This is a genomic window from Herbaspirillum sp. FG34 (genome assembly GCF_057809315.1).
The window spans coordinates 93,039-117,282 of sequence record NZ_JBMDJS010000007.1; the positions used below are offsets into that span (position 1 = coordinate 93,039).

The 24,244-nt window shown below is 63.8% G+C and carries 23 protein-coding genes; 12 read left to right on the forward strand and 11 right to left on the reverse strand.

What is annotated here, in order from left to right; genetic code table 11:
- Positions 1-55: 55 nt before the first annotated feature.
- Genes ACODSZ_RS10995 through ACODSZ_RS11005 form a run of 3 tightly spaced genes read left to right on the forward strand, consistent with a single transcriptional unit; the run spans position 56 to position 1,564 of the window.
- A complete protein-coding gene (locus tag ACODSZ_RS10995; RefSeq protein ID WP_241822624.1) occupies positions 56-361 on the forward strand; it encodes a hypothetical protein in 306 nt (101 codons plus the stop codon).
- Complete coding sequence (locus ACODSZ_RS11000) at positions 336-815, forward strand: helix-turn-helix domain-containing protein (protein WP_488927579.1); 480 nt, start codon at positions 336-338, stop codon at positions 813-815. The genes ACODSZ_RS10995 and ACODSZ_RS11000 overlap by 26 nt, the downstream gene beginning before the upstream one ends.
- A gap of 47 nt (positions 816-862) precedes the next feature.
- Entirely contained in the window at positions 863-1,564 is a 702-nt protein-coding gene (locus ACODSZ_RS11005; RefSeq protein WP_488927580.1) for a UPF0149 family protein, read from the forward strand.
- A gap of 37 nt (positions 1,565-1,601) precedes the next feature.
- On the opposite strand, the gene ACODSZ_RS11010 is transcribed toward ACODSZ_RS11005, so the two are convergent.
- The 3 genes from ACODSZ_RS11010 to pdxR all read right to left on the reverse strand — a co-directional run bounded on the left by ACODSZ_RS11010 (position 1,602) and on the right by pdxR (position 5,876).
- On the reverse strand, positions 1,602-2,924 hold the full coding sequence (locus tag ACODSZ_RS11010) for a hemolysin family protein (protein WP_008326192.1): 1,323 nt from the start codon (positions 2,922-2,924) through the stop codon (positions 1,602-1,604).
- Positions 2,925-3,158: 234 nt separating this feature from the next.
- A complete protein-coding gene (locus ACODSZ_RS11015) occupies positions 3,159-4,166 on the reverse strand; it encodes a zinc-binding alcohol dehydrogenase family protein (RefSeq protein ID WP_175342804.1) in 1,008 nt (335 codons plus the stop codon).
- Positions 4,167-4,304: 138 nt separating this feature from the next.
- The gene (gene pdxR, locus ACODSZ_RS11020; protein WP_488927581.1) at positions 4,305-5,876 is read right to left on the reverse strand and encodes a MocR-like pyridoxine biosynthesis transcription factor PdxR; all 1,572 of its coding nucleotides are present in this window, start codon (positions 5,874-5,876) and stop codon (positions 4,305-4,307) included.
- A gap of 136 nt (positions 5,877-6,012) precedes the next feature.
- Between pdxR and ACODSZ_RS11025 the strand changes: the two genes are divergently transcribed.
- From ACODSZ_RS11025 to gabD, 6 genes are all read left to right on the forward strand, one after another.
- The gene (locus tag ACODSZ_RS11025; protein ID WP_175342802.1) at positions 6,013-7,293 is read left to right on the forward strand and encodes a 4-aminobutyrate--2-oxoglutarate transaminase; all 1,281 of its coding nucleotides are present in this window, start codon (positions 6,013-6,015) and stop codon (positions 7,291-7,293) included.
- A gap of 99 nt (positions 7,294-7,392) precedes the next feature.
- Positions 7,393-8,517 (forward strand): ABC transporter ATP-binding protein, encoded by a 1,125-nt coding sequence (locus tag ACODSZ_RS11030; protein WP_192811552.1) that lies wholly within the window; start codon positions 7,393-7,395, stop codon positions 8,515-8,517.
- 186 nt (positions 8,518-8,703) lie between these two features.
- On the forward strand, positions 8,704-9,747 hold the full coding sequence (locus tag ACODSZ_RS11035; RefSeq protein WP_175342801.1) for an ABC transporter substrate-binding protein: 1,044 nt from the start codon (positions 8,704-8,706) through the stop codon (positions 9,745-9,747).
- 82 nt (positions 9,748-9,829) lie between these two features.
- Positions 9,830-11,113 (forward strand): ABC transporter permease, encoded by a 1,284-nt coding sequence (locus ACODSZ_RS11040; RefSeq protein WP_008326186.1) that lies wholly within the window; start codon positions 9,830-9,832, stop codon positions 11,111-11,113.
- Between the two features lie 40 nt (positions 11,114-11,153).
- Positions 11,154-11,987, forward strand: a complete 834-nt coding sequence (locus ACODSZ_RS11045; RefSeq protein WP_488927582.1) for an ABC transporter permease — start codon at positions 11,154-11,156, stop codon at positions 11,985-11,987.
- 30 nt (positions 11,988-12,017) lie between these two features.
- A complete protein-coding gene (gene gabD, locus ACODSZ_RS11050; RefSeq protein ID WP_488927583.1) occupies positions 12,018-13,475 on the forward strand; it encodes an NADP-dependent succinate-semialdehyde dehydrogenase in 1,458 nt (485 codons plus the stop codon).
- A 111-nt stretch (positions 13,476-13,586) separates the two neighbouring features.
- Here the strand turns inward: gabD and ACODSZ_RS11055 are convergent, their stop codons facing one another.
- Positions 13,587-13,820 (reverse strand): type II toxin-antitoxin system Phd/YefM family antitoxin, encoded by a 234-nt coding sequence (locus tag ACODSZ_RS11055; RefSeq protein ID WP_175342799.1) that lies wholly within the window; start codon positions 13,818-13,820, stop codon positions 13,587-13,589.
- A gap of 264 nt (positions 13,821-14,084) precedes the next feature.
- On the opposite strand from ACODSZ_RS11055, the gene ACODSZ_RS11060 reads away from it, so the two are divergent.
- Positions 14,085-14,822 carry a type 1 glutamine amidotransferase gene (locus ACODSZ_RS11060; protein WP_488927584.1) on the forward strand — a complete coding sequence of 246 codons (738 nt, stop codon included), beginning with the start codon at positions 14,085-14,087 and terminating at the stop codon, positions 14,820-14,822.
- 12 nt (positions 14,823-14,834) lie between these two features.
- Here ACODSZ_RS11060 and ACODSZ_RS11065 read toward each other — a convergent pair whose 3' ends face one another.
- The 4 genes from ACODSZ_RS11065 to ACODSZ_RS11080 form a co-directional block, all read right to left on the reverse strand.
- A complete protein-coding gene (locus ACODSZ_RS11065; protein ID WP_488927585.1) occupies positions 14,835-15,725 on the reverse strand; it encodes a LysR family transcriptional regulator in 891 nt (296 codons plus the stop codon).
- Positions 15,726-15,816: 91 nt separating this feature from the next.
- Positions 15,817-17,880, reverse strand: a complete 2,064-nt coding sequence (locus tag ACODSZ_RS11070) for a 2Fe-2S iron-sulfur cluster-binding protein (protein WP_488927586.1) — start codon at positions 17,878-17,880, stop codon at positions 15,817-15,819.
- Positions 17,881-17,947: 67 nt separating this feature from the next.
- Positions 17,948-18,568, reverse strand: coding sequence for a glutathione S-transferase family protein (locus ACODSZ_RS11075; RefSeq protein WP_488927587.1), 621 nt, complete (start codon positions 18,566-18,568; stop codon positions 17,948-17,950).
- Positions 18,569-18,595: 27 nt separating this feature from the next.
- Positions 18,596-18,889 (reverse strand): hypothetical protein, encoded by a 294-nt coding sequence (locus ACODSZ_RS11080; RefSeq protein ID WP_488927588.1) that lies wholly within the window; start codon positions 18,887-18,889, stop codon positions 18,596-18,598.
- 100 nt (positions 18,890-18,989) lie between these two features.
- Here ACODSZ_RS11080 and ACODSZ_RS11085 point away from each other — a divergent pair, with 100 nt between their 5' ends.
- A complete protein-coding gene (locus tag ACODSZ_RS11085; protein ID WP_488927589.1) occupies positions 18,990-20,150 on the forward strand; it encodes a diguanylate cyclase domain-containing protein in 1,161 nt (386 codons plus the stop codon).
- 77 nt (positions 20,151-20,227) lie between these two features.
- Here ACODSZ_RS11085 and ACODSZ_RS11090 read toward each other — a convergent pair whose 3' ends face one another.
- The gene (locus tag ACODSZ_RS11090) at positions 20,228-21,307 is read right to left on the reverse strand and encodes an alpha/beta fold hydrolase (RefSeq protein ID WP_175342793.1); all 1,080 of its coding nucleotides are present in this window, start codon (positions 21,305-21,307) and stop codon (positions 20,228-20,230) included.
- 251 nt (positions 21,308-21,558) lie between these two features.
- On the opposite strand from ACODSZ_RS11090, the gene ACODSZ_RS11095 reads away from it, so the two are divergent.
- Positions 21,559-21,774, forward strand: coding sequence for a YMGG-like glycine zipper-containing protein (locus tag ACODSZ_RS11095; RefSeq protein ID WP_008326171.1), 216 nt, complete (start codon positions 21,559-21,561; stop codon positions 21,772-21,774).
- 70 nt (positions 21,775-21,844) lie between these two features.
- Here ACODSZ_RS11095 and ACODSZ_RS11100 read toward each other — a convergent pair whose 3' ends face one another.
- Together ACODSZ_RS11100 and ACODSZ_RS11105 are read right to left on the reverse strand one after the other, a co-directional pair.
- The gene (locus ACODSZ_RS11100) at positions 21,845-22,570 is read right to left on the reverse strand and encodes an SDR family oxidoreductase (RefSeq protein ID WP_488927590.1); all 726 of its coding nucleotides are present in this window, start codon (positions 22,568-22,570) and stop codon (positions 21,845-21,847) included.
- A gap of 14 nt (positions 22,571-22,584) precedes the next feature.
- Positions 22,585-24,231, reverse strand: coding sequence for an FGGY-family carbohydrate kinase (locus tag ACODSZ_RS11105; protein ID WP_488927591.1), 1,647 nt, complete (start codon positions 24,229-24,231; stop codon positions 22,585-22,587).
- Between the last annotated feature and the right edge of the window lie 13 nt (positions 24,232-24,244).

The window sequence follows — 24,244 nt, forward strand, 5'->3', positions numbered from 1 at the left end:
GGCCTCAGCGGCCGGCCCTCATCACCGAAACAAAGAAAGGAAGGAGACCCAATGTATGTCCCGAACAATAGGCGACGGCCGCGACTTCTGGCGGCCCGGCAACGAAGACCTCCCCATGCTGGTGGAACGCCTCTGCGCGCAGCAGGAAGACCGCGCCTGGCTGAGCGGCCCGGAGCATCCTGACACGGTCGCGGCCAAGGTGTCGCAGGACTGCAATGCGCCCGGCATTGCCCTGCCCCAGCTCACCGATGCCGCTTACTGGAACAGCGCCCTGCTGCTGCCACCGGACTGGTTCAACCACGCCTCTGCTACCGCCAGTGCGTTGCGGCAAGAGCGTGATCGCGACCAGCAAGACCTATGACACCGCCACCGACATCATGGATTCATACAAACTCGCCATCGGCCAACGCCTGCGCACCCTTCGCCTCAAGATGGGCATCAGCCAGAATCTCTTCGCCCGAGCGCTGGAGACCGCGCCCAACCACATCTGCCAGATCGAGCATGGACGCTGCATCCCCGGTGGCAAGCTGCTGCGCAACATGCACGAGCAGTTCGGCATCGACATCACCTGGCTGCTCAGCGGCCAGAGTGCCAACACGACCAGCAGTCTCTTCAGAAGCGAGGTCGCCGCGCTGGTGGCCAACTATGCGCGCGCCGATTCCAATGGCAAGGCGTTTTTGGTCTATGCCGCCAGTTTTTTGATGGAGGAATTGATACGAACCCCACGCGCTATCCCGCCAGCGCCACAGCTCGCCGCAGGCAGCGCTCCCTGCCAGGACCCGCCGAGTGCCTGGCACCCCACGCCTGACTCCTGAGGCCCGATGAGGCCGAGGCACCCAATGTCCCCTGAGAAAGGAACCCCATGCACAACCAACTGATTCAGCAGCCCCTGTCCGATGAAGAACTCGACGCCCTCAGCGAGCTCCTCGACAACATGAAGCCGTGGGCCATGAACATCGAAATGCTCGACGGCTTCTTTGCCGCGCTCGTGTGCAGTCCGGAGGTGGTGCTGCCGGGGGAGTATCTGCCGGTCATCTTTGGTGGTGAACCGGCCTTTGACAGTGAAGACCATGCCTGCACGGTACTGAGCCTCATCATGCGCCACTGGAACACGATTTCCTCGGCCCTGCATCGGACGATGAGGCAAGGTGGTATCTACCTGCCCGTGTTGATGGTGGATGAGCACGGCATGGTCGGTGGCAACGATTGGGCCTGGGGCTTCATGCGCGGGGTGCGGTGTCGTCCGGCGGGGTGGCACACGCTGATGGAGACCGAGGAGATGAGTGAGTGCATGTTGGCCATCATGGTCCTGCTGCATGAGCACTCCCCCGATCCGGCAACGCGTCCACCGGCCATCTCTGCAGACTGTCGGGAGGAACTGCTGCACACCATGATGACGGACCTGACGCAGATCTATCGCCACTTCGCCCCGCAGCGCCAGCAGAGCTATGGGCTGCCCATGCACTGCAAGGGCTTTGCGCTGGATGACGAACGTGCCTGTCCCTGCGGAAGCGGGCAGAAATACAAATACTGCTGCGCGGTGCGCACGCCCACCCTGCATTGAGACCACGCCATCCGGCAGGCGCACTCGGCGATGCGGCTCAGTCGCGCGCGTCCAGTGTTTTGGGATAGACCTTCACCAGCACGATCTTCGGTCCCGACATGCGTTTGATGACCACATCGAAGGCGGGGAACTCGATCTTCTGGCCTTCCTTGGGCAGGTCGCCCAGTTTTTCCATTACCAGGCCGCCGACGGAGTCAATACTGTCGTCATACTCGATGTCGATGCCCAGCATGTGTTCCAGGGTCACGATGGGCAGGCTGCCCTTGCCCAGCAGGGTGCCATCATCCTGGCGGCTCCATTCGCCGGTGTTGTGGCGGAATTCGTCACGGATCTCGCCCACCAGAAAACTGAGCATGTTGTCCAGCGTGATGAAACCCTGTGGTGGCTGGCCCTTCTTGCCGATGATGGCGAAGTGCGGCATGCCGGTACGGAAGCGCCGCAGCAGGTCCAGCGCCGGCAGGGCCGGGGAGATGAACTGCACCGGGCGCAGGTAGTCTTTCAGGTTGCTGATGGCGCGGCCATCCTGCTGCGCCAGGAACACATCCTTGAGGTGCACCAGGCCCAGCACCTGCTGGCCCTCGGCGTCGAAGTAGGGGTAACGCGAATAGCGGTTGCGGTAGATGATGTCGAGGTTCTCTTCCAGGCTCTTGTCATCGCCCAGGGACACGATCTCGCTGGCCGGACGCATGATGTCGGCCACGTCCAGTTCGGCGAAGTTCAGGCTCTGCGCCAGCACGTTCCATTCATCGCGGGTGAACTTGCCACTCTTGCCGCTCTTGCTGCCGGCACGCAGGATGAGCTTGAGTTCGTCCGAGGAATAATGCGCATCGTGACCATGACCGGCCCCCAGCCCGGCCACGCGCAGCAGCCAGTTGGAACTGGCGTTGAGCACCCAGATCAGCGGATACATGCCCCAGTAGAAGCCGTACAGCGGTACGGCACACCACAGGCCCAGCTTCTCGGGGCTGCGGATGGCCATGGACTTGGGCGCCAGCTCGCCGGCCACGATGTGCAGGAAGGAAATGACGAAGAAGGCGAAGACGAAGGACACGCCGTGAATCAGCTCCTGGTTGGTCACGCCGACCAGCGTGAAGAGTGGTTCGAGCAAGCGGGCGAACGCCGGCTCACCGATCCAGCCCAGGCCCAGCGAAGCCAGGGTGATGCCCAGCTGGCAGGCGGAGAGGTAGGCATCGAGCTGGTTGTGGACCACGGCCAGGATACGGCCGCGCATGCCTTGTGTCTTGGCGATGGCCCGGATGCGCGTTTGACGCAACTTGACCAGACTGAATTCTGCTGCAACGAAAAAACCGTTCAACGCAACCAGGAAGAAGGCTGCGACGATCAGCAATATGTTTTCCAACGAGGGTTCCTATCGGGGTTGTCAACGGGCCCGGACGCCGTGAGCGGGTCCGGACTGCGTAATTTAACACGCATGTGGCTTGGAACCTGATTCGTTGTCAAAACAGCATCTATGCACAGGTCGCATGAGGATGAGAGCCTGCGCGCACGCCTGACCGGTGCAGCGGCTCCGCCTGGAGAGGGCAGGCGGCAGCGCGGATGGCTGCCACTCCTTCTACTCAGGCCAGCCTGCTGGCTACGCGGCAAACCCTTCCAGCACAATCTTCCCCTTCGCCTTGCCCGACTCCAGCAAGGCATGCGCACGCCGCAGGTTCTCCGCGCTGATGCGTCCATAATGCTCCCCGGTAGTAGTACGCAACACGCCCTCATCCAGCAATCGCGACACTCGTTGCAGCAGCTCATGTTGACGGATCATGTCGGCAGTCTGGAACATCGAGCGGGTGAACATCAGCTCCCAATGCAGCGAAATGCTCTTGCGCTTGAGCGGCACCGCATCCAGCGTGGCCGGGTCATCAATCAGCGCGAGCTGGCCTTGCGGGGCGAGCACGTCGATGATCTGCGCATAGTGCTCATCGGTGTGGGTCAGGCTGATGACGATATCGACCGCCGGGATGCCCAACTTCTCCAACTGCGGCTTGAAGGGCTGGCTGTGGTCGATCACGTGATGCGCGCCCAGTTCGCTCACCCACTCGACGGTGTCCTTGCGCGAGGCGGTGCCGATCACGGTCAGTTGCGTGAGCTTGCGTGCCAGCTGGGTCAGGATCGATCCAACACCACCGGCAGCCCCGATGATGAGCAGGCGCCGTCCCTGCCCCGCTCCTTCGACCACGCCCACGCGGTCGAACAACAGTTCCCAGGCGGTAATGGCGGTCAACGGGATGGCGGCGGCGTCAGCATGGTTCAGGCTGGCGGGCTTGCGGCCGACGATGCGTTCATCGACCACGTGCAATTGGCTGTTGGCACCGGGACGGGTGATGTCGCCGGCATAGAAGACTTCATCGCCCGGCGCAAAGAGCGTAACCTTCGCACCGACCGCGCGCACCACGCCACTGACGTCCCAGCCCAGCACACGGGCTTGGCTGGCGCTGGCGCGGATCTTGGTATCGACCGGATTGACGGAGATGGCCTTGACCTCCACCAGCAGGTCATGCTCGCCGGGGACGGGATCGGGCAAGGTGGTCGCAGACAGGGAAGCAGGGTCGTTGATGGCCTGGGCTTGCGGGTTGGTGATGATGGCTTGCATGGAAAATCCTTCACGGTATTGATCACTGGACGGAGGATATCTTAGGATAGCGCCCACCCCTCAACCACTCCCGGGTTCGCGAAAGAGTTTCTTCATACAGACGAAAATCCACCCCTTCCGGGATCCCCCCGCATCGGCTCAGGCCAAATGCGGCTTGATCACCGCCGCCAACTGGTCGAAGGCGCGCGCAATCTCATCATTGGGCACGCTCGCATACCCCAGCAGCAATCCCCGTCGCGCTCCCCGTGCAGCCATGTAGTACCGCGACAGCGGACGCACGACGATGCCCGCCGCCAGCGCCTGTTCACAGATAAGCACATCGTCGCACTCCTGCGGCAAACCCAGCACCAGGTGCAATCCGGCCTCGCCGCCGGTGATGGTCATCTTCTCGCCGAAATGACGATTGATGGCCTGCTGCAGCAGTTGCAGCCGCTCGGCATAGAGCACGCGCATCTTGCGGATGTGCGAAGCGAAGTGGCCCTCGGCCATGAAGTCGGCCAGCGTGGCCTGCAAAAATACCTGACCGTTGCGGTACAACTCCGCGATGCCGGTGGCAAACGCCTTGGCCAATGACTCCGGTACCACCAGAAAACCGATGCGCAGCCCCGGAAACATGATCTTGCTGAAGGTGCCCATGTACAGCACCCGGTCCTGCGTATCCATGCCCTGCAGCGAGGCCAGCGGACGGCCGCCGTATCGGAATTCGCTGTCGTAGTCATCCTCGATGATCCATACCTTGTGCGTGGCCGCGTACTCCAGCAGCATGCGCCGCCGCGACAGGCTCATCACCATGCCCAGCGGATACTGGTGCGAGGGGGTGGTGCAGATGAAGCGCGGAGGACGGCGCAGATTGGCCAGCCGCATGCGCATGCCCTCCTGATCCACCGCAATGGGCACCGACTGGATGCCCAGCGAATTGAGTACGCTGCGGGTGCCCCAGTAGCACGGGTCTTCCACCCAGGCGGTATCACCATGCTCGCCCAGCAGCTTGACCACGATGTCGATGGACTGGTGGATGCCGGTGGTGATGAGCACCTGCGAGGGCGTGCAATTGACCGAGCGCGCCACGCGCAGGTACTCGGCAATCTGCTCGCGCAGTCCGGCATAACCGGCACCGGGGCCATAGGTCAGCAAGTCCGAACTGGAACGGCGCCAGTGCTTGTTCTGCAGGCGTCCCCAGATCTTGTGCGGCACACAGGTCACATCAGGCACACCCGGCATGAAGGCGCCCCACTGGCGTTCGCCCACGCCGGCCTGGCGCGTGAGCAGGGCCCCGCGCGCCGAGAGTTCGGACTTGCCGGAAGGGTCGGTCAACGGCTCCTTGCGCTCCACCGCCTCGGGAATCTGGTCGGGTGCCGTATCGGCCACGAAGGTGCCGGACCCGGTGCGACTCTCCAGATACCCCTCGGCCAGCAACTGTTCATAGGCATAGGTCACCGTGTTGCGCGAGGTCCCCAGCTCCAGTGCCAGGTCACGCGAGGAAGGCAACTGCATCCCCGCAGGCAAGGTGTGGGCCAGGATGGCCTCACGGATCAACTGGTAGATCTGGCGATTGACGGGCATGCGTTCACTGCCGGATTTCCCGTTTTTAAGGGATTTCGCTGCGCCGCTTTCACGGCTGCTCGCGGCCTTGCCCTTGGCCGGTGCGGGCCTGACGGACGAGCGATTGATGCGCAGCAGCAGATAGTCGGACAAGGAGGCGAGTTTCAAGTGGCACCATCAAATATTTGAAATTGGCTCTATATTACAGTGCCACTGCGGTTTTATATTGTTTCCCGATTCAGCAATTTCCTACCCATTTCTGCGCCCTGAGGCGCCATTCAACGAAGCAAGATCGGAGCAAGCCATGACCAGCAAGGCCACCAACCAAGCGCTGCAAGAACGAAAGAATGCCGCCACCCCGCGCGGCGTCGGCGTGATGTGCGACTTCTACGCCGAACGCGCGTCCAATGCCGAGCTGTGGGACGTGGAGGGCCGCCGCTTCATCGACTTCGCCGCCGGCATCGCCGTGCTCAACACCGGCCACCGCCATCCCAAGCTGCTCGACGCCATGCGCGCCCAGCTCGACAAGTTCACCCACACCGCCTACCAGATCGTGCCCTACGCCAGCTACGTGGAACTGGCCGAGCGCATCAACGCGGTGACCCCCGGCAACTATCCCAAGAAGACCGCCTTCTTCTCCACCGGCGCCGAGGCCGTGGAAAACGCCATCAAGATCGCCCGCGCCCACACCGGCCGCCCCGGCGTGATCGCCTTCGCCGGCGGTTTCCATGGCCGGACCATGATGGGCATGGCGCTCACCGGCAAGGTCGCGCCCTACAAACTGGGCTTCGGTCCCTTCCCCGGCGACGTCTTCCATGCCCCCTACCCCAGCGCCTTGCACGGCATCACCAGCGAGGATGCACTGGAGGCCGTCAAGGGTCTCTTCAAGAGCGACATCGAAGCCAAACGCGTGGCCGCCATCATCCTGGAACCCGTGCAGGGCGAAGGTGGTTTCTATGCTGCCCCGGCCGACTTCATGCGCGGCCTGCGCGCCATCTGCGATGAGCACGGCATCCTCTTGATCGCTGATGAAGTGCAGTCCGGTTATGGCCGCACCGGCAAGCTGTTTGCGATGGAACATTACGATGTCCTGCCCGACCTGATGACCATGGCCAAGAGCCTGGCCGGTGGCATGCCGCTGTCGGCGGTGTGCGGTCGCGCCGAGATCATGGATGCACCCGCCGCCGGCGGCCTGGGCGGCACCTATGCGGGCAACCCGCTGGCCATTGCCTCGGCACTGGCGGTCTTGGATGTAATGGAAGAAGAAAAACTGGTGGCCCGTGGTCAGCGCCTGGGCGACAAGCTGCAGGAGCATCTGAAGGAACTGCGCTCGGCCGTGCCGCAGATCGCCGAAGTGCGCGGCGTGGGTGCGATGGTGGCCGTGGAGTTTGCCGACCCCGCCACCGGCAAGCCGGATGCGGACTACACCAGGAAGGTCCAGCAGCATGCTCTGAACAATGGATTGCTGCTGCTGTCCTGCGGCAGCTACGGTAACGTGATCCGCTTCTTGTTCCCGCTGACGATTCCCGATACCGTCATGGATGAGGCACTGGGCATCCTGTCCAAGGCGATCAAGCTGGCCTGAGTCTTGCATTGCAAGGCAGCTTTCAGCAGTGGGTTAGAAGGGCCGGACGAAGTATCCGGCCCTGAGGATAAGAGAGGATCGATGATGGCAGCTCATGCAATGAAGCAATCGGCGCAAGCACACGCGCCGGCCGCCGGCAGCGGCACTGACGTGCTGGTGCAGTTCTGCGGCGTGAAGAAAACCTACGATGGCGAAAACCTGATCGTCAAGAATCTGGATCTGGAGATTCGTCGCGGTGAATTCCTGACCCTGCTGGGCCCCTCCGGCTCCGGCAAGACCACCTGCCTGATGATGCTGGCCGGTTTCGAGTTCCCGACCGGCGGCGAGATCCGTCTCGATGGCCAGTTGCTCAACCGTGTGCCGCCCCACAAGCGCAACATCGGCATGGTGTTCCAGAACTATGCGCTGTTCCCGCACATGACCATTGCACAGAACGTGGCCTATCCGCTGTCGGTGCGCAAGATGGACCGCGCCACCCGCGAAGCCAAGGTCAAGCAGGCGCTGGACATGGTGCAGATGGGCAAGTTCGGCGACCGCTATCCGACCCAGCTCTCCGGTGGCCAGCAGCAGCGCGTGGCGCTGGCGCGCACGCTGGTGTTCGATCCGCAACTGGTGTTGATGGACGAACCGCTGGGCGCGCTGGACAAGCAACTGCGCGAACACATGCAGCTCGAACTGAAGGCCCTGCACAAGCGCCTGGGCGTGACCTTCGTCTACGTCACCCACGACCAGAGCGAAGCACTCACCATGTCGGACCGCGTGGCCGTGTTCGACCAGGGCGTGATCCAGCAACTGGCCCCGGTGACCGAGCTCTACGAATATCCCGACAATCAGTTCGTCGCCAACTTCATCGGCGACAACAACCGCTTCACCGGCACCGTGGAATCCGTGCAGGGCGAACACTGCACGGTGCGCCTGGCCGATGGCACGGTGGTCACCGGACTGAACGTGCATCGCGCCCATGCCGGACAAACCATCGCCGCCTGCGTGCGTCCGGAACGCATCCGCCTGGCCGCCGGCGGCAGCGCCGAACCCAACAGCATTCGCGCCACCATCGCCGGGCTGATCTATTTTGGGGATCACGTGCGCGTGCGCTGCACGGTCACGGGGCAGGACGATTGCTTCGTCAAGCTCTCGCTGTCCGACCCGGCCCTGGCCGGACTGAGCGAAGGCAGCAGTGTGGTGCTGCACGTGGCGCAGGACCGTCTGCGCTGCTTCCTCTGATTTTCAGATACTCCTGTTTACTTAGTTTTTTGAGTTATTCCGTTTTTGTTCTTTTGTCGCACCTGATGTTCAGCAGTCCCGTTCGAAGAGCAAGGCAACCCAGAGTGCCGCTCGGTTTTTACCAAGTTCAACACCGTCAACACAGTCAACACAGTCAACACGCACGATAACCAACGAGGAACAACAATGAAACGCCTGACACCCGCCCTGCTGTCCCCGCTCTTCCTGGGCTTGCTGTTTTCCGGTACGGCTTCTGCCGCAGAACTGACCCTGGTCAACTTCGGTGGCGCCAATGGCAATGCGCAGAAGGTCGCCTACGTGGAGCCCTTCGAGAAGAGCACCGGCACCAAGGTCGTGACCGCCGAGTTCAACGGCGAACTGGCCAAGGTCAAGGCCATGGTCGAGACCAAGAAGGTCAGCTGGGACGTGGTGGAAATCGATGGCGGCGACTTGACCCGCGCCTGTGACGATGGCCTGATCGAAAAGCTGGACCTGGCCAAGACCATCAAGAAGAACGACTACATCCCCGAAGCCACCGTCAGCGAATGCGGCATGGGTGCCTTCGTCTGGTCCACCGTGCTGGCCTACAACGCCGACAAGCTCAAGACCGCGCCGACCAGCTGGGCCGATTTCTGGGATACCAAGAAATTCCCCGGCAAGCGCGGCATGAAGAAGAGCGCCCAGTACAACCTGGAGTTCGCGCTGATGGCCGATGGCGTGCCGGCCAAGGATGTCTACAAGGTGCTCTCCACCAAGGAAGGCGTGGATCGTGCCTTCAAGAAGCTGGACCAGTTGAAACCCAACATCCAGTGGTGGGATGCCGGCGCCCTGCCGGCGCAGTTCCTGGCCTCGGGTGACGTGGTCATGGCCAATGCCTACAACGGCCGTATCGACGCGGCCCAGCGCGAAGGCAAGAACCTCAAGGTGGTGTGGAACGGCAGCGTCTATACCCTGGATTACTGGGTGATCCCGAAGGGTTCGCCGAACAAGGCCCTGGCCGAGAAGTTCATCAGCTTTGCCAGCCAGCCGGAAAACCAGAAGGTCTACGCCGACAACATCGCCTACGGTCCCGTCAGCAAGGGTGCCTTGAAGCTGCTCGACGCCAAGACCCTGAGCAACCTGCCGACTTCTCCCAACAATGCCAAGGATGCGTTGAAACTGAGCCTGCAGTTCTGGACCGACCACGGCGAGGAACTTGAGCAGCGCTTCGCTTCCTGGATCGCGAAGTAAGCCTGCATGCTGCCCGACAGCGATCCCGCCTGCGCTGGTCGGATCGCTGTCTTGAATTCCGCTGCCACCGGACACCCGAGACATGACCACCATCGCCACCCGCTCCGCCGCCGCCATGCCCCTGGCCGAACCTGATCCGCAGCAACTCAAGCGCGACCTGCGCGCCGCCCAGACCCGCAAGCGCCTGGGCGCAATGGCCCTGATCGCACCGCTGGCGATCTTCCTGCTGCTGACCTTCGTGGCCCCCATCGTGGTCCTTCTGCAGCGCGCCATCGAGAATCCGGAAGTCGCCACCACCCTGCCACAGACCGTGGCGGTCCTGTCGAAGTGGGATCGCCGCTCGGCCCTGCCCGACCAGGCCTATTCCGCCCTGGCAGAAGACCTGGCCCGCGCCAAGGAAGACACCACCGCCGGCAATCTGGCGCGGCGCCTGAATATCGAATTTGCCGGTGCGCGCTCGCTGGTGATGGGTACGACACGTGCCATGCCGCTGCGCGATGCCGATGGCAAAGCCTTGAGCCCGGCTGCCGCGCGCGAGGCCATCATCGCCCTCAATGAACAATGGGGCCAGCCCGAGGTATGGCGCGTGATCGCCCAGAACGGCTCGCTCTATTCTCCCTACTACCTGCTGGCTTCGCTGGACCTGCGCCAGAACGTCTTCGGTGATATCGAAGCTGTCGCCCCCGAATCGGCCATCTACCGCACCATCTTCGGCCGTACGCTGTGGATGAGCGCAGTGGTCACCATCATCACCCTGCTGCTGGCCTATCCGCTGGCCTACTGGCTCTCCACCATGCCGGAGCGCCGCGCCAACCTGCTGATGATCCTGGTGCTCATTCCCTTCTGGACCTCGATCCTGGTGCGCGTGGCCGCCTGGATCGTGCTGCTGCAATCGGAAGGACTGGTCAACAAGGCGCTGATGCTGACCGGTCTCACGCACTCGCCGCTGGAGCTGGTGTTCAATCGCGTGGGCGTCTACATCTCGATGACCCACATCCTGCTGCCCTTCATGATCCTGCCGCTCTACAGCGTCATGAAGTCGGTGCCGCCCACCTATCTCAAGGCCGCCGTGTCGCTGGGCAGCCATCCCTTCGCCGCCTTCTGGCGCGTGTACGTGCCGCAGACCTATCCGGGCATCGGTGCGGGCGTGCTGCTGGTGTTCATCATGGCCGGTGGCTACTACATCACACCGGCGCTCCTGGGCGGACCGAATGAACAGATGGTGAGCTACTTCATCGCCTACTTCATCAACACCACCATCAACTGGGGCATGGCCTGTGCCCTGGGCAGCCTGTTGCTGGCGGCGACCCTGGTGCTGTACGGCGTCTATCGTCGCTTTGCCAAGGTCGATGTGGGCATGAGCTGAAGCCATTGAAGAATCCACCGAAGAATTCAGGAAATACACCATGAACAACCCCCCTCTGTTTCCGCCCTACACCTCGCTGGCGGAACGCGCCTGGTTCTTTGCCTCGCGCAGTTTCAACCTGCTGGTACTGCTGTTCCTGGTCTTGCCTATCCTGGTGATGATTCCGCTGTCCTTCTCCGACAGCAGTTTCCTGATGTATCCCATCCAGGGCTTCTCACTGCGCTGGTACGAGAACCTGTTCACCTCCGACGAATGGGTGCGCGCCGCACAGAACAGCTTCATCGTCGCTCCGGCTGCGACCGTCATTGCCACCGTACTGGGCACGCTGGCGGCGGTCGGGCTGAACAAGGCCGATTTCCGTGGCAAGGGCATCGTCATGGCGATTCTGATTTCGCCCATGATCGTGCCGGTGGTCGTGGTGGGGGTGGGCGTGTATCTGTTCTTCGCGCGCATCGGTCTGGCCGACAGCTACCTCGGCCTGATCCTGGCGCATGCGGCGCTGGGCGCGCCCTTCGTGGTCACCACCGTGCTGGCCACGCTGCAGGGCTTCAATCACAACCTGGTGCGCGCCAGCCTGAGCCTGGGGGCGAGCCCCTTGCGCACCTTCTTCCGCATCACCTTGCCGGTGATTGCGCCGGGACTGATCTCGGGGGCTTTGTTCGCTTTTGCAACTTCCTTCGATGAAGTGGTTCTCACCCTGTTCGTGGCCGGGCCCGAGCAAGCCACCCTGCCGCGTCAGATGTTTGCCGGCATCAAGGACAACATCAGCCCGACCATCGCCGCCCTGGCGACGATCCTGATCGTGTTTTCGACCTGCCTGCTGCTGGCCCTGGAATGGCTGCGCGGGCGCAACAAGGCCGCAGCGCGCTTCTGAGCCCTGTACCTTCCCTGACGGAGAAACGACATGCTGCAACAACTCAACGATCCTTCCCTGCTGCGTCAGCAGGCCTATCTGAACGGCCAGTGGTGCGATGCCGACCAGGGTGCCAAGCTTGAGGTCCACAATCCGGCCAATGGCACCCTGCTGGGCAGCGTGCCCATGATGGGCGCGGCCGAAACCCGCCGCGCCATCGAAGCCGCCAACGCCGCCTGGCCGGCCTGGAAGAAGAAGACCGCCAAGGAGCGCAGCGCGATCCTGCGCCGCTGGTACGAACTGATGATGGCCAATGCCGACGACCTGGCCCTGATCATGACCGCCGAGCAAGGCAAGCCGCTGGCCGAGGCCAAGGGCGAGATCGGCTATGCCGCTTCCTTCATCGAGTGGTTTGCAGAAGAAGGCAAACGCACCTATGGCGATACCATTCCCTCGCCTTCGCCGTCCAATCGCATCGTGGTCATCAAGGAAGCCATCGGTGTCTGCGCGGCGATCACGCCGTGGAATTTCCCCGCTGCAATGATTACCCGCAAGGCCGGCCCGGCACTGGCCGCGGGTTGTCCGATGGTTTTGAAGCCCGCTGAAGCCACGCCCTTCTCCGCGTTGGCCCTGGCCGTGCTGGCCGAACGTGCCGGTGTGCCGGCGGGTGTGTTCAGCGTGGTCACCGGCACTCCCAAGGAGATCGGCGGCGAGATGACCTCCAACCCCATCGTGCGCAAGATCAGTTTCACCGGCTCCACGGGCGTGGGCAAGCTGCTGATGGAACAGAGTGCATCGAGCATCAAGAAACTCTCGCTGGAACTGGGTGGCAATGCGCCCTTCATCGTCTTTGACGATGCCGACCTGGATGCTGCCGTGGAAGGGGCGATTGCCTCCAAGTATCGCAACGCCGGTCAGACCTGCGTCTGTGCCAACCGGATTTACGTGCAGGATGGGGTGTATGACGCCTTCGCTGCCAAGCTGGTGGAAGCGGTCAAGAAACTGAAGGTCGGCGACGGCATGGAGAACGGTGTGACGCAAGGTCCGCTGATCAACGAACAGGCCGTCAAGAAGGTAGAGCAGCACATCGCCGATGCCGTCGCCAAGGGCGCGCGCGTGCTGCTGGGTGGCAAGCGTCATGCGCTGGGTCACAGCTTCTTCGAGCCCACCGTGCTGGCTGAAGTGACCCCGGCCATGCAGGTGGCGCGTGAAGAGACCTTCGGACCGATGGCACCGCTGTTCCGTTTCAAGACCGATGAAGAAGCGGTGGCCCTGGCCAACGATACCGAATTCGGCCTGGCCAGTTATTTCTACTCACGCGACATCGGCCGCATCTGGCGTGTGGCCGAAGGTCTGGAGTCGGGCATGGTGGGGATCAATACCGGGCTCATCTCCAATGAGGTCGCGCCGTTTGGCGGCGTCAAGCAGTCGGGATTGGGGCGTGAAGGGTCGCACTTCGGGATTGATGATTATCTGGTGGTGAAGTATTTGTGCATGGGGGGGATCTAAGAGCGTCCGCTGTATGGCACACATGTCGAAGGCCGCCATCATGGCGGCCTTTTCACGAGATGGTGTTGACGTGCGGGCAGGCGCGAATTTTGGCATGCGTATCGAGAACGATCATTGGCTCGCCTCCCACTCCACATCGAGCGGCTCAGTACGGTCTTCATAACGTAATACCGAGCCCGCCAGGATAGTCAGCGGCGCACGCTCGGCGGCCCGAAACGGACGGACTTCCACGGTGGGCTTGCCGTGGTCGGTCACCACTACGCTTTCACCGGAGGCTTCCACTTGGCGGAAATATTCCAGCGCCTTGGCCTTGAACTCCGTCTTGGATACTTGGTTGCCTTGCATGGATCACCTCTTCATCAAACGACGATGGCCTGGATCAAAAAACTATTCATACCATGCAACGAAATGACTATGCAACCAAGTCATTTCAACGACACCATCGTTCTGCACGACGAGTGCTCCCATTTGGCCTGCCCGTCCTTGATCGCGTCAGCGGCTTTACGGGATGTTTACATCCTCACTCAAAAATACAACCCGCCGTTTACGCCCCCCATCCTACATTGACGTCTCCTCCACTACGGACCGGCCCAAGCCCGTCCCCCGTTCATGAGACCGATCGCCATCCTCCAGCATGAAAGCACGCAGGGCCCTGGTGTCCTGCTCGATCATCTGGAACAACACGCCCTGCCCTATTGCCTGTTCCATCCCGCCGCCGAGGGCGATGCCCCGCGCGATGCCAGCCAGTTTTCCGGCATCGTCACGCTGGGCAGCGACCGCAGCGTCAATGAAGACCTGCCCTGGATCCACGCCGAACACGCCCTCCTGCAAGATGCTCTGGCCCGCGACGTGCCGGTGCTGGGCCACTGCTTCGGTGCACAGCTGACGGCCCGCGCCATGGGCGCACGGGTCAGCCGCAACCTCTGCGCCAACATCGGCTGGAGCCCGGTCTGGGTCACGCCCCCGGCACAGCAACGTATGGGACTGGCACGTCAGGTGAGCATCTTCAACTGGCATTACGACACCTTCGAAATTCCCGTCGGCGCCGTGCGCACCATGTATGGCAGCCACTGCCTCAACAAGGGATTCATGCGCGGCAAGCAATGGGGTTTCCAGGGCCATCTCGAAGTGACCGAAGAGAGCGTGCGCAACTGGTGTGCCGCCGGACGCGGCGAACTGCTGCGTGCATGCGGCCCGGCTGCGCAGAGCCAAACACAGATCCTTGATCAATTGCCGGAGCGCATCGCCGCCCTGCGCCTGGTCGCCGACCAGACCTACGCGGCATGGACGCGCCAACTGAACCGCCCCCTGCGTATTTCAGTGCGGGTACCCGCGTATTACGGATGAATCCCGCAGCGCTCAGTGGAACGCAGGATGCGCGCGCAGGCGGCTCACCGCCAGATCGATGAAGGCGCGCACCTTGGCCGGGGAACGCCGCCCTTCCGGATAGAGCACGTGGATCGGCAGGGGCGGCTCTTCGAACTCGCTCATGACCCGCTGCAAGCGCCCGGCCTGGAGGTCGGCTGCCACCTGATAGGCCAGCACGCGCGTCAACCCCCAGCCCTGGCGGGCGGTGCTGATGGCGGCTTCATTGGTATTGGTTTGCAGGGCCGCATCGACCACCACGCGCTGGCCGTCGGCAAAGCGCCATTCCGGCGAAGCCCAGGCGCTGGTGGACGTGACGATGCGATGCTGCTTCAGATCAGCGGGTGAGGTCGGCGTGCCATGCTGGCGCAGATAGTCGGGTGAGGCACAGATCACGCGGCGGACCGAACCAACCTGAATGGCAGTGAAGCCGGAATCGGGCAGATGGCCGATACGCACCGCCACATCCATGCCCTCTTCCACGATGTTGACCGGACGATCCACGAAGAAAGTGCGCGCCCGCATGCCCGGATAGAGATCGAGGTATTCCGTGACGATGGGCAGCACATGCAGCTGCCCGAACAGCAAGGCCGCCGTCACCGACAGCGTGCCCGAGGGTTGGTCATAATGACCGGCGGCGGCCGCTTCGGCTTCGGCGATTTCGGCCAGGATGCGGCGGCAGTCTTCGAGATAGCGGGCCCCGGCTTCGGTAGTCTTGACCGAGCGCGTGGTACGCACCAGCAGCCGTGCGCCGACCAGTTCTTCCAGTCCCGCCACGGTGCGGGTGACCACCGGCGCACTCAACTGCATCTGCCGCGCCGCCCTGGCGAAACTGGCGGTCTCGGCCACTTGCACGAAGATTCGCATTGCCAGCCATCGGTCCATGTGCCTTCCTTGCCTGCCTGTCGGAGAAGGTCGCATTATGCCCTCTTCAGCGGCATCCGGAGCGGGACTTTCCAAAGCCTTCATATCGCCCTCACAGCGCCAGCTCCAGGCGCTGCGCATCCGTGCCAGATGGCTTGGCCGGACGCGCACAGCACAGCAGCACCTCGCCTTCGCCCACGCTGGCCTGCGGCGGCTTGAGGTAAGTCACCTCGCCGGCCAGCAAACGGGTGCGGCAACTGCCGCAGTGGCCTTCGCGGCAACTGAACTCGGGCGACAGGCCGCGTGCTTCGGCCAGCTCCAGCAAGCTGCCAGAGTCAGGTGTCCATCGGGCTTCCTTGAGGCTTTCCATGAAGATCACCGGGACGGCCGTGTCCGCCACCGGTGCCAGCGGCACCGCCGCCTCGACGGTGTTGCCGGTGCGGGTGAGCGAGGCCGGACCAAAGGCTTCGGCATGGATGCGCTCGTCGTTGATGCCGAATCCACGCAAGCCATCGTAGAGCCCCTGCATGAAGCCGCCCGGACCGCACAGGTAAAACTCGTAATCGCCAAACGGCAGGCTGCGCGAGAGCAGGTTCATGTCGATACGGCCAGCGGCGTCGAACGCGTCGCCCTCGCGGGCGCCGGTGGTGTCGCTGAGCACGCGTACCAGCCTGACCGCACCACGCGAGGCCGCCACCAGCTCGGCCAGCTCGGCGTCGAAGGCGCGCTCGCCCATTGTGCGTGCGGCGTAAAACAAGATGGCCGGGCGCATGCGCTGGCGGCGCAATCCTTCCTGGACCAGGTGGCGCAGCATGGCCATCATCGGCGTAATGCCCACGCCAGCGGCCAGCAGCACCACCGGCCTGTCGGTGGCGGTATCGAGCGTGAAATCACCCGCCGGGGCGCGCGCCTCGATGCGGTCGCCCTCGCGCAGCTGCGCATGCAGGTATTGCGATACCACGCCCTCGCGCTTGACGCTGATGCGGTAATGCCCCTCGTGCGGTGCCGAAGACAAGGTGTAGGTGCGGATCAACGGCGCGGCCCCGGCCTCGGTGCGCACCCGGATCGGCAGGTGCTGGCCCGGCAGCGCCGGCAGCAACCCGGCGCCATCGTCGGCCACCAGGTGGAAGGAGCGGATGGTCTCGCTTTCCTGCACGATGCGCGCCACCTTCAGGCTGCGCCACTGGCCCGCCAGGGCTTGGGCGCGCAGGCGCTCGGCGGCTTGCTGCCAGTCGCCCGTCATGAGCGCATAGGGCGAAAAGGCGTGTTCCTGGAACGCCCAGCGCAAGGCCAGTGCCGCACGGCGGCGCACGATGCGCTGCGGGCGGAAGGTCCACAGGCGCTCGGCACCCTCGAAGGCGGCGATCTCGGGGGATTCGAGGATCACCTCAGCCTGCCCGGTCATCTGCAAGACATCGCCTGAGGCATAGTCCACAAAGAGCAAACCCGCATGGCCATTGAGCACGATGTTGCCCAGGGTCGAAAAGAACAGGTTGCCGTTGAAGTCCGGCACGGTCAGCACGCCCTCCTCATCGACCCTGACAAACCCCGGCTTGCCGCCGCGATGCGAGACATCCACCTGGCGCCGCCCTTCCAGATCGGCATAGGTGGCCACGAAGAAGGCATCGGCGCCGGCGATCAGGGCACGGGCCGGGACGTCCAGCGTGGACAGCATCTCGCTCTGCCCGGTGTGCGCCTCGCCCGGCTCGCGGGCAAAGGAATAGTCGCGCAGCTGGATGTAGCGCGGGCAATTGCCGAAGCTCTGCTCCACCTGCACGCGCCATCCGTCGGCCAGCGGTGCGAGCACGCCATTCATGCGATTGCGGCGCCGCGTGTGCATCTCGATGCCCAGCAGGCCGACCGGCGCGCCTGCGGCCATGCCGGCGGCGGCCGGGTCTTCGGGCGCGGGACGGGCGTGCATGTCCAGCCGGGTCGGCGCAGGCGAGGCCAGGAAGCCGGGATGGCCTTCGAGGAAGGTGGCCCACGCGTCGCCCGACGCATCGACACTGCCCAGCACGATGAAGGGCAACTGGCCGTAGAAATCGCGGTGCTGCTCGGGCATGAAGTCGCGCACCACGCGCTGCCCCACGGACTCCATCTTGTCGGCCACGCCGAGTTGCGCTTGCAGTTGTTTCTCACCGGCATGCCAGGTCGGTAGCTTGGGGAAAGTGCTCATGACGGACCTCTCGAAAAGACAGTGCCAGCAATCGCCGTGACGGCGGCCTGGAAATGCGCCCGGACAATCAGGCCTGGGCGGCCCGCAGACCAGCGGCGGTGCGGGGGAAGGGTACGAAGCCCGGCAGGCCCTCGATGCGCTCCAGCAAGCCCAGCACGGCCGGATAGGCGCTCAGGTCGACGTTGCCCTCGGGCGCCCCGGCCAGGTAGCTGTAGACGGCCACATCGGCGATGGTCGGGTGATCGGCGGCCAGCCATTGGCGCGTGGCCAGGTGCTGCTCCATGCGGCCCAGCAGCAGGTGCGCGCGCTGGATCACTTCTTCCGGATTGAAACGGGCACCGAAGACGGTAATGAGGCGTGCGGCGGCCGGACCATAGGCCAGCTCACCGGCGGCCACCGACAGCCAGCGCTGCACGGCGGCGGCGCCTTGGGCATCCTCGGGCAGCCAGTCGGTGCGGCCGGCCTTCTTGGCCAGGTAGACCAGGATGGCGTTGGAGTCGGCGATGACGGCATCCCCATCTTGCAGCACCGGCACCTGGCCAAAGGGATTCAAGGCGAGGAAGGCCGGCTGCTTGTGGGCGCCGCCGGCCAGGTCCACGTGAATCAGCTCGGCCTCCAGGCCCAGCAGCGAAGCGAACAGGACGGCGCGATGAGCATGACCGGACAAGGGGAAATGATGGATCTTCATGGGAGGGCTCCTGGTGGATTGGGTCGGTCATGGATGTTCCTTGACCGTGACGCCAGTGTGGAGCCAAGCGCGGATGAAGAGAATCCGTGCCGTCGACACTTCTTTATTGCACAGAGAGGAATAATGTGAAGAAAAATGTGAAGGAAAAAACCAGCCCTCAACGAGAATCCGGAAGCTTCGTTCAGTCTCGCCTTCACCAGCAACGTCGCTCATCCGCCCGGTAGCGCCCAGCTCGCTTGAAGAATCGCTGGCACGGGCGTTGGCGGCCCGCGCTTGCGAACGGGAAATGTTGCCTGACGGGATGTGTGAAGAAGCCTTCATTTCCTCCTGTACGCGCCCATGTCGCTTGGTTATGATCTTTCGCGGGGAGGGCCTGTTCAGGCCCTGGGGACAGGCGGATGGCAAAGCGCAAGGGGACGCTATGCATTATCAGATCGTGCACGCCTTCGGGGCTGGAGTGTATTGCGTCTTCATTGCGCTGTTCCTGCTGGCCGCGCGCATCCCGCGCACTCCTCCCGGTGCCAACTGGTTCGCTGCCGCCATCGGCTGTGCCCTGGTGGGACGACTGGCAGTGCTCTACCTGGCGCCGCTGGGCGAGCGCGCCCTGGCCAGTCCGGTGTACGGGAGCTTCCTGATCCTGGAAAAAGTGTTGCTGGTGATCGGCTTCGTGCGCTTCTTCGATCTTGGGCATCGCACCCGGCTGGTACGGCTGGTCAGCCTGGCGGCCATCATCGCCGAACTGTGGATGCTGTGGTCCGACAACCAGCTGGCCCTGCCGCTCATCAAGAGCACCAGCTATGCCCTCTTCAACGTGGTTGCGCTGGGCAGCCTGTGCTGGATGATCCTGCGCGACGACCTCGACTGTCCGCCGCTCATGCGCCGCTGCATGGCCACCGCCGCCATCGCCCTGATGCTGCACTGGGCCTGCGGCGGACTGGTCGGATCGCTCTATGCCCCCTGGCTGCGCTATGGCTTTCTGCTGGGCACGGCGTTGGTGGCGCTGCTGTACATGAGCCTGCTCACGGCCATCCTGGCACTGTTCCACCGGCGCCTGATGCAGGCCGAGGAAAAGGCACTCAAGATGGCCTTCAAGGATCCACTCACTGGCCTCTACAACAAGCATTTCATGAACAACCTGTTCGACCAGGCGCTGCTGCTGGCCACCCGACCGCATCACCTGGTGGCGGTGTATTACATCGACCTGGACAACTTCAAACCCGTCAATGACCAGGCCGGTCATGCGGTCGGCGACAAGGTGCTCATGTGCGTGGCGCAGCGCTTGAAGGAAGCCGTGCGCAGCACCGACATCTGCGCGCGCCTGGGCGGCGATGAATTCACCGTGATCGCCACCCAACTGGAACGCCAGGACCAGGCCCCGGAAATCGCCAAGAAGCTGCTGGCCAAGCTGGCTGCCCCCATCGAGGTCGGGCAGCAGCAATTCGTGCTGGGGGCCAGCATCGGCATCAGCCTTTATCCCAGCCACGGGCAAGACCTGTCGCGACTCCTGGAGCAGGCCGATGCCGCCATGTATCACGTCAAGCACCGGGGCAAGAGCGGATATGAACTCTATACCGCCGGATAGGCGATGCAGGCTCGCCCGCAAGCCCGGGGGCAGACCGCTGGTGAAGATCCGTCCCCCCGACGTGGCAGGGCTGCGCGTCAGCGGGTGGGCAAGCCCTGGATGAACTGCCCCAGTTCGCGCGCATAGAAGCGCGCCATGCCGGTGGTACCGTGTCCGCGTGTCTCGGTACTGGCGGGGATGAGCAGCAATTGCGCACTCGGCACTTCCTTCAATGCGGCCTGCATGAGGCCGGTCTCGGGCGGGTTGCGTTCATCGTCGGCGGAATTGATGGCCAGCACCGGCACCTTGATCTTCGACAGGCCCGGCGCGGCGTTGTAATCGGCCGAGGAACCCCACTGGTAGATGAAGTCATTGGCGTCCGCCGTCACCGGCGCGGCCAGGCGCTGATCGACCAGCTTGTCGGCCTGGGCATGGGTGCCGGCGCTGGCCTGGTAGGCCAGCGTGCCGCCATTGGTGGCAATGATGAACATGTTGTTGGCCAGGCGCAGCGAGGGCGGCTGGGTGGTGTAGTTGCCATTGTTCCAGGCCGGGTCCTGCTTGATGGATTCCACCAGCATGCGCCGCATCATCCAGTTGCGACTGGCCATCTCGGTAGGCTGGGACGCCATCGGCACCAGCCCATCGGCAAAGCCTGGATGGGTAGCGCCCCACAGCCAGGTCTGCATGCCGCCCATGGAATTGCCGATGATCAGGCGCAGGTGCGTAATGCCCATGCCCTCGGTCAGCATGCGGTATTGCGCCAGCACCATGTCGTCATAGTTGTATTGCGGGAAGGCCGCGCGCAGTCCGTCGGAAGGCTTGCTGGACTTGCCCACGCCGATGCCGTCCGGAATGATGATGAAATACTTGCCGGCGTCCAGCGGCTGGCCGGGACCGAACAGCTGGCCGCCGAAGTCCTTGGACAGCATCGCACCAGCACTCTGGTAGGTACCATGCAGCACCAACACCGCCGGGTTGCTGCGTTCCCCCAGCGTGATGTAGTGCAGCCGCAGGTCCTCCAGCGTCTGGCCGGTATGGAACTGGAAGCGCGGTGCCACCCAGCTGCCTTCGACCGGTTTGAGCGGTTCGGCGGCATGCACGGGAGCGGCTCCCAGCAGGAGCACGGAAGAGGTGAGCAACAGGCGGGCCGCCCGGCGCAGGCTTGAGGTCAGGGTCATGAGGTCTCTCTGGTCTGGTTATTATGAAAAATACACGCCTGCTACCCCTCTTCCCAAGGGATGGTAGGACGCAGGCCAAAGTATGTAACAACTGTAAGAGAACGTGTTGCAACTCGAATCTTTTCGAGAACAAGCTGGTCTATTGCCTTGTCCGCTCGCCTTCGCCTGCCTCTCTGAGGCAGCCTGCGCGAGCCGGGCCCTCATTCAAAAAACTTCGGGAACCAGCCCAACTTTCGATCAGGAAAAAAATCATGAAAACACTGCACAAGATCGCTGCCATTTCCATCACTGCCATCGCGCTGACCGCCATGACTGGCTGCAGCAACATGAGCACCCGCGACAAGAACACTGCCATCGGCGCCACCGTAGGCGCCGTGGGCGGCGCCATCCTGACCGGTGGCAGCGGCATCGGTACTGCCGGCGGTGCGGCCGTGGGCGGCATCATCGGCCATCAGATCGGCCGTTGAGCCGACTCCGGACGGCTACCAGCCCCTTGCAAGGGCGGTCTTCGGGCCGCCCTTGTTGCGTCTGCAGGGCCTACGCCGCCAGGAAGCCGCCATCGACCGGCACCACTGCACCCGTGAGCATGGCGGCATCCGCCGAGAGCAACATGGCGATGCTGCGCGCCACGTCCTCGGCGCTGGCGAAGCGCTGTAGCGGATGGCGCACCATCATCGGTGCCGACTTGGCCGGATCGCTCCAGGCCGCCTCGGCCAGTTCGGTCAGGGTGATGGTCGGAGCCACCGCATTGACGCGGATGCCATAGGCCCCCAGTTCCTTGGCCAGGACCCGCGTCGCGCCCTCCAGACCGGCTTTGGAGGCGGCATAGCAAAGATGCTCGGCAAAGCCGCGATGACCTGCAATCGAGCTGATGTTGACGATGGCGCCGCCTCCCCCGGCGGCCATGCGCGCCCGCGCGAAGGCCTGGCAGGTGATGAGGGCGGCGCGCAGATTCACCCCCAGAACGGCCTCGTAGGCTTCATCGCTCATCTCGGTACTGGATTGGAGCACGTTGATGCCGGCACTGTTGATGAGAAAATCCGCCGTGCCGGCCTGCGCCATGGCGCGCCGGGCGGCGGCAGGATCGGCCAGGTCGACCTGGATCGAACGAGCGCCGATTTCCTCGCGCAGGCTGACCAGATCGCTGGCGGTGCGCGACAGGGCGATCACCTCGGCCCCTCGTTGTGCCATCAGCCGCGCGCAGGCGCGTCCTATACCCTTGCCGGCGCCGGTGATGATGACCGATGTTCCTGAAAATTCCATCCGGGTTTCCTTGTTCAATGCGCGGTGGCGGACTGCGCCGCCAGCAGCGGGGCCAGGCTGTCGCGCACCTCGCGCGCCAGTTGCTGGCTGTTGAGAAAGGCCTGATAACGCGCCTGGTGCAGTTGGCCGATGGCCTCCCCCACCGGGGCGTTGCGTCCGGCCACGCTGGACATGGCGGCCATGGCCGTCTTCAGGTCGGCATGGGTACCGGCAGCGACAGCGGCCAGCATGGCCGATCCCAGCAGCACCGGCTCGGGGCAGGCGGTGATTTCCACCGGCAGACCGGTGGCATCAGCCAGCAACTGGCGGGTGAGCGCATGCGTACCGGCGCCACCCGAGACCGCGATGCTGGCAATGCGCACCCCACACGCCGCCTGCGCCTCGATGATCTGGCGCAAGCCGTAGCCCAGGCTGCACAAACCGGCTACGTAGAACGCCACCAGGCTGTCGATGTCGTGTTCCATGCCCAGCCCCAGCAACAGCGCGCGCGCCTGCGGATCAGCCAGCGGTGAACGGTTGCCGAGGAATTCCGGCACCACGTTGATCTGCCCGGCCAGCCAGACCGCCTGCGCCGGTTGTGCAACAGCGGCAAGCGCCCGCGCGGCCAGCCACTGCGGCAACTCCATGCCCTCGGCGGCGGCTTGCTGGCGCGCTTGCGGCGTGGCCGGATGCAGCCGCAACAGGTGATCAATGGCCGCACCCGCCGCGGACTGTCCACCTTCGTTCAGCCACATGCCGGGTGCCATGGCGTTGTAATACGGGCCCCACACGCCGGGCACGAAGACGGCCTCGGCATTGCTGGTCATGGTGCAGGACGAGGTTCCGAACACATAGGCCATGCAGGCTGCCGCATCCCCGGCACCGCCGCGCGCGGCCACCGTGCCCACACCACCGGCGTGCGCATCGATGAGTCCGGCAGCCACCGCAATACCGGGTCGCAACTGCAGCGCCTGCGCGGCCTGCCCGGACAAGCCGCCGCGCAATGCCGTACCGGGCCACACCACTTCCTGGCCGATGCGTGCAAACCCCTGGTCGGCCAGATCACCCAGGCCGATGCGACGGAAGTAGTCGGCATCCCAGCGCCCTTCATGGGCCAGATAAGTCCACTTGCAGGTGACGGTGCAGGATGAGCGCTGCAAGGAGCCGGTCGCCTTCCATGTCAGGAAATCGGTGAGGTCGAAAAAATGCGCCGCCCCGTGATATACCGCCGGCAGGTGTTCCTTCAGCCACAGCAGCTTGGGTGTTTCCATCTCCGGCGAAATCACGCCGCCCACATAGGACAGCACCGCATGCCCGCCAGCATTGATGCGCTGTGCCTGCTCCAGCGCGCGATGATCCATCCACACGATGACGTCGCGCTCGGGATGGTCCGCATCGCCCACGCCCGCCGGTGCGCCTTGCACCACCAGCGAACAGGTGGCATCGACACCGATACCGGTGACGCTGGCCGGATCGATGCCGGCCGTAGCGACCGCGGCGCGCACCGCATGACATACCGCATCCCATATCTGGGCGCTGGATTGTTCGACGCGCGCACGGCGCTCGTCGCGGAAAAGATCGATGTCATGTCGGGCGCTGCCACGCAACGTGCCGCTACGATCAAATACGCCGGCCCGGGCCGAACCGGTGCCGACATCGATGCCGATCAGATAGGTCTCCATCTTTCCTCGCTGG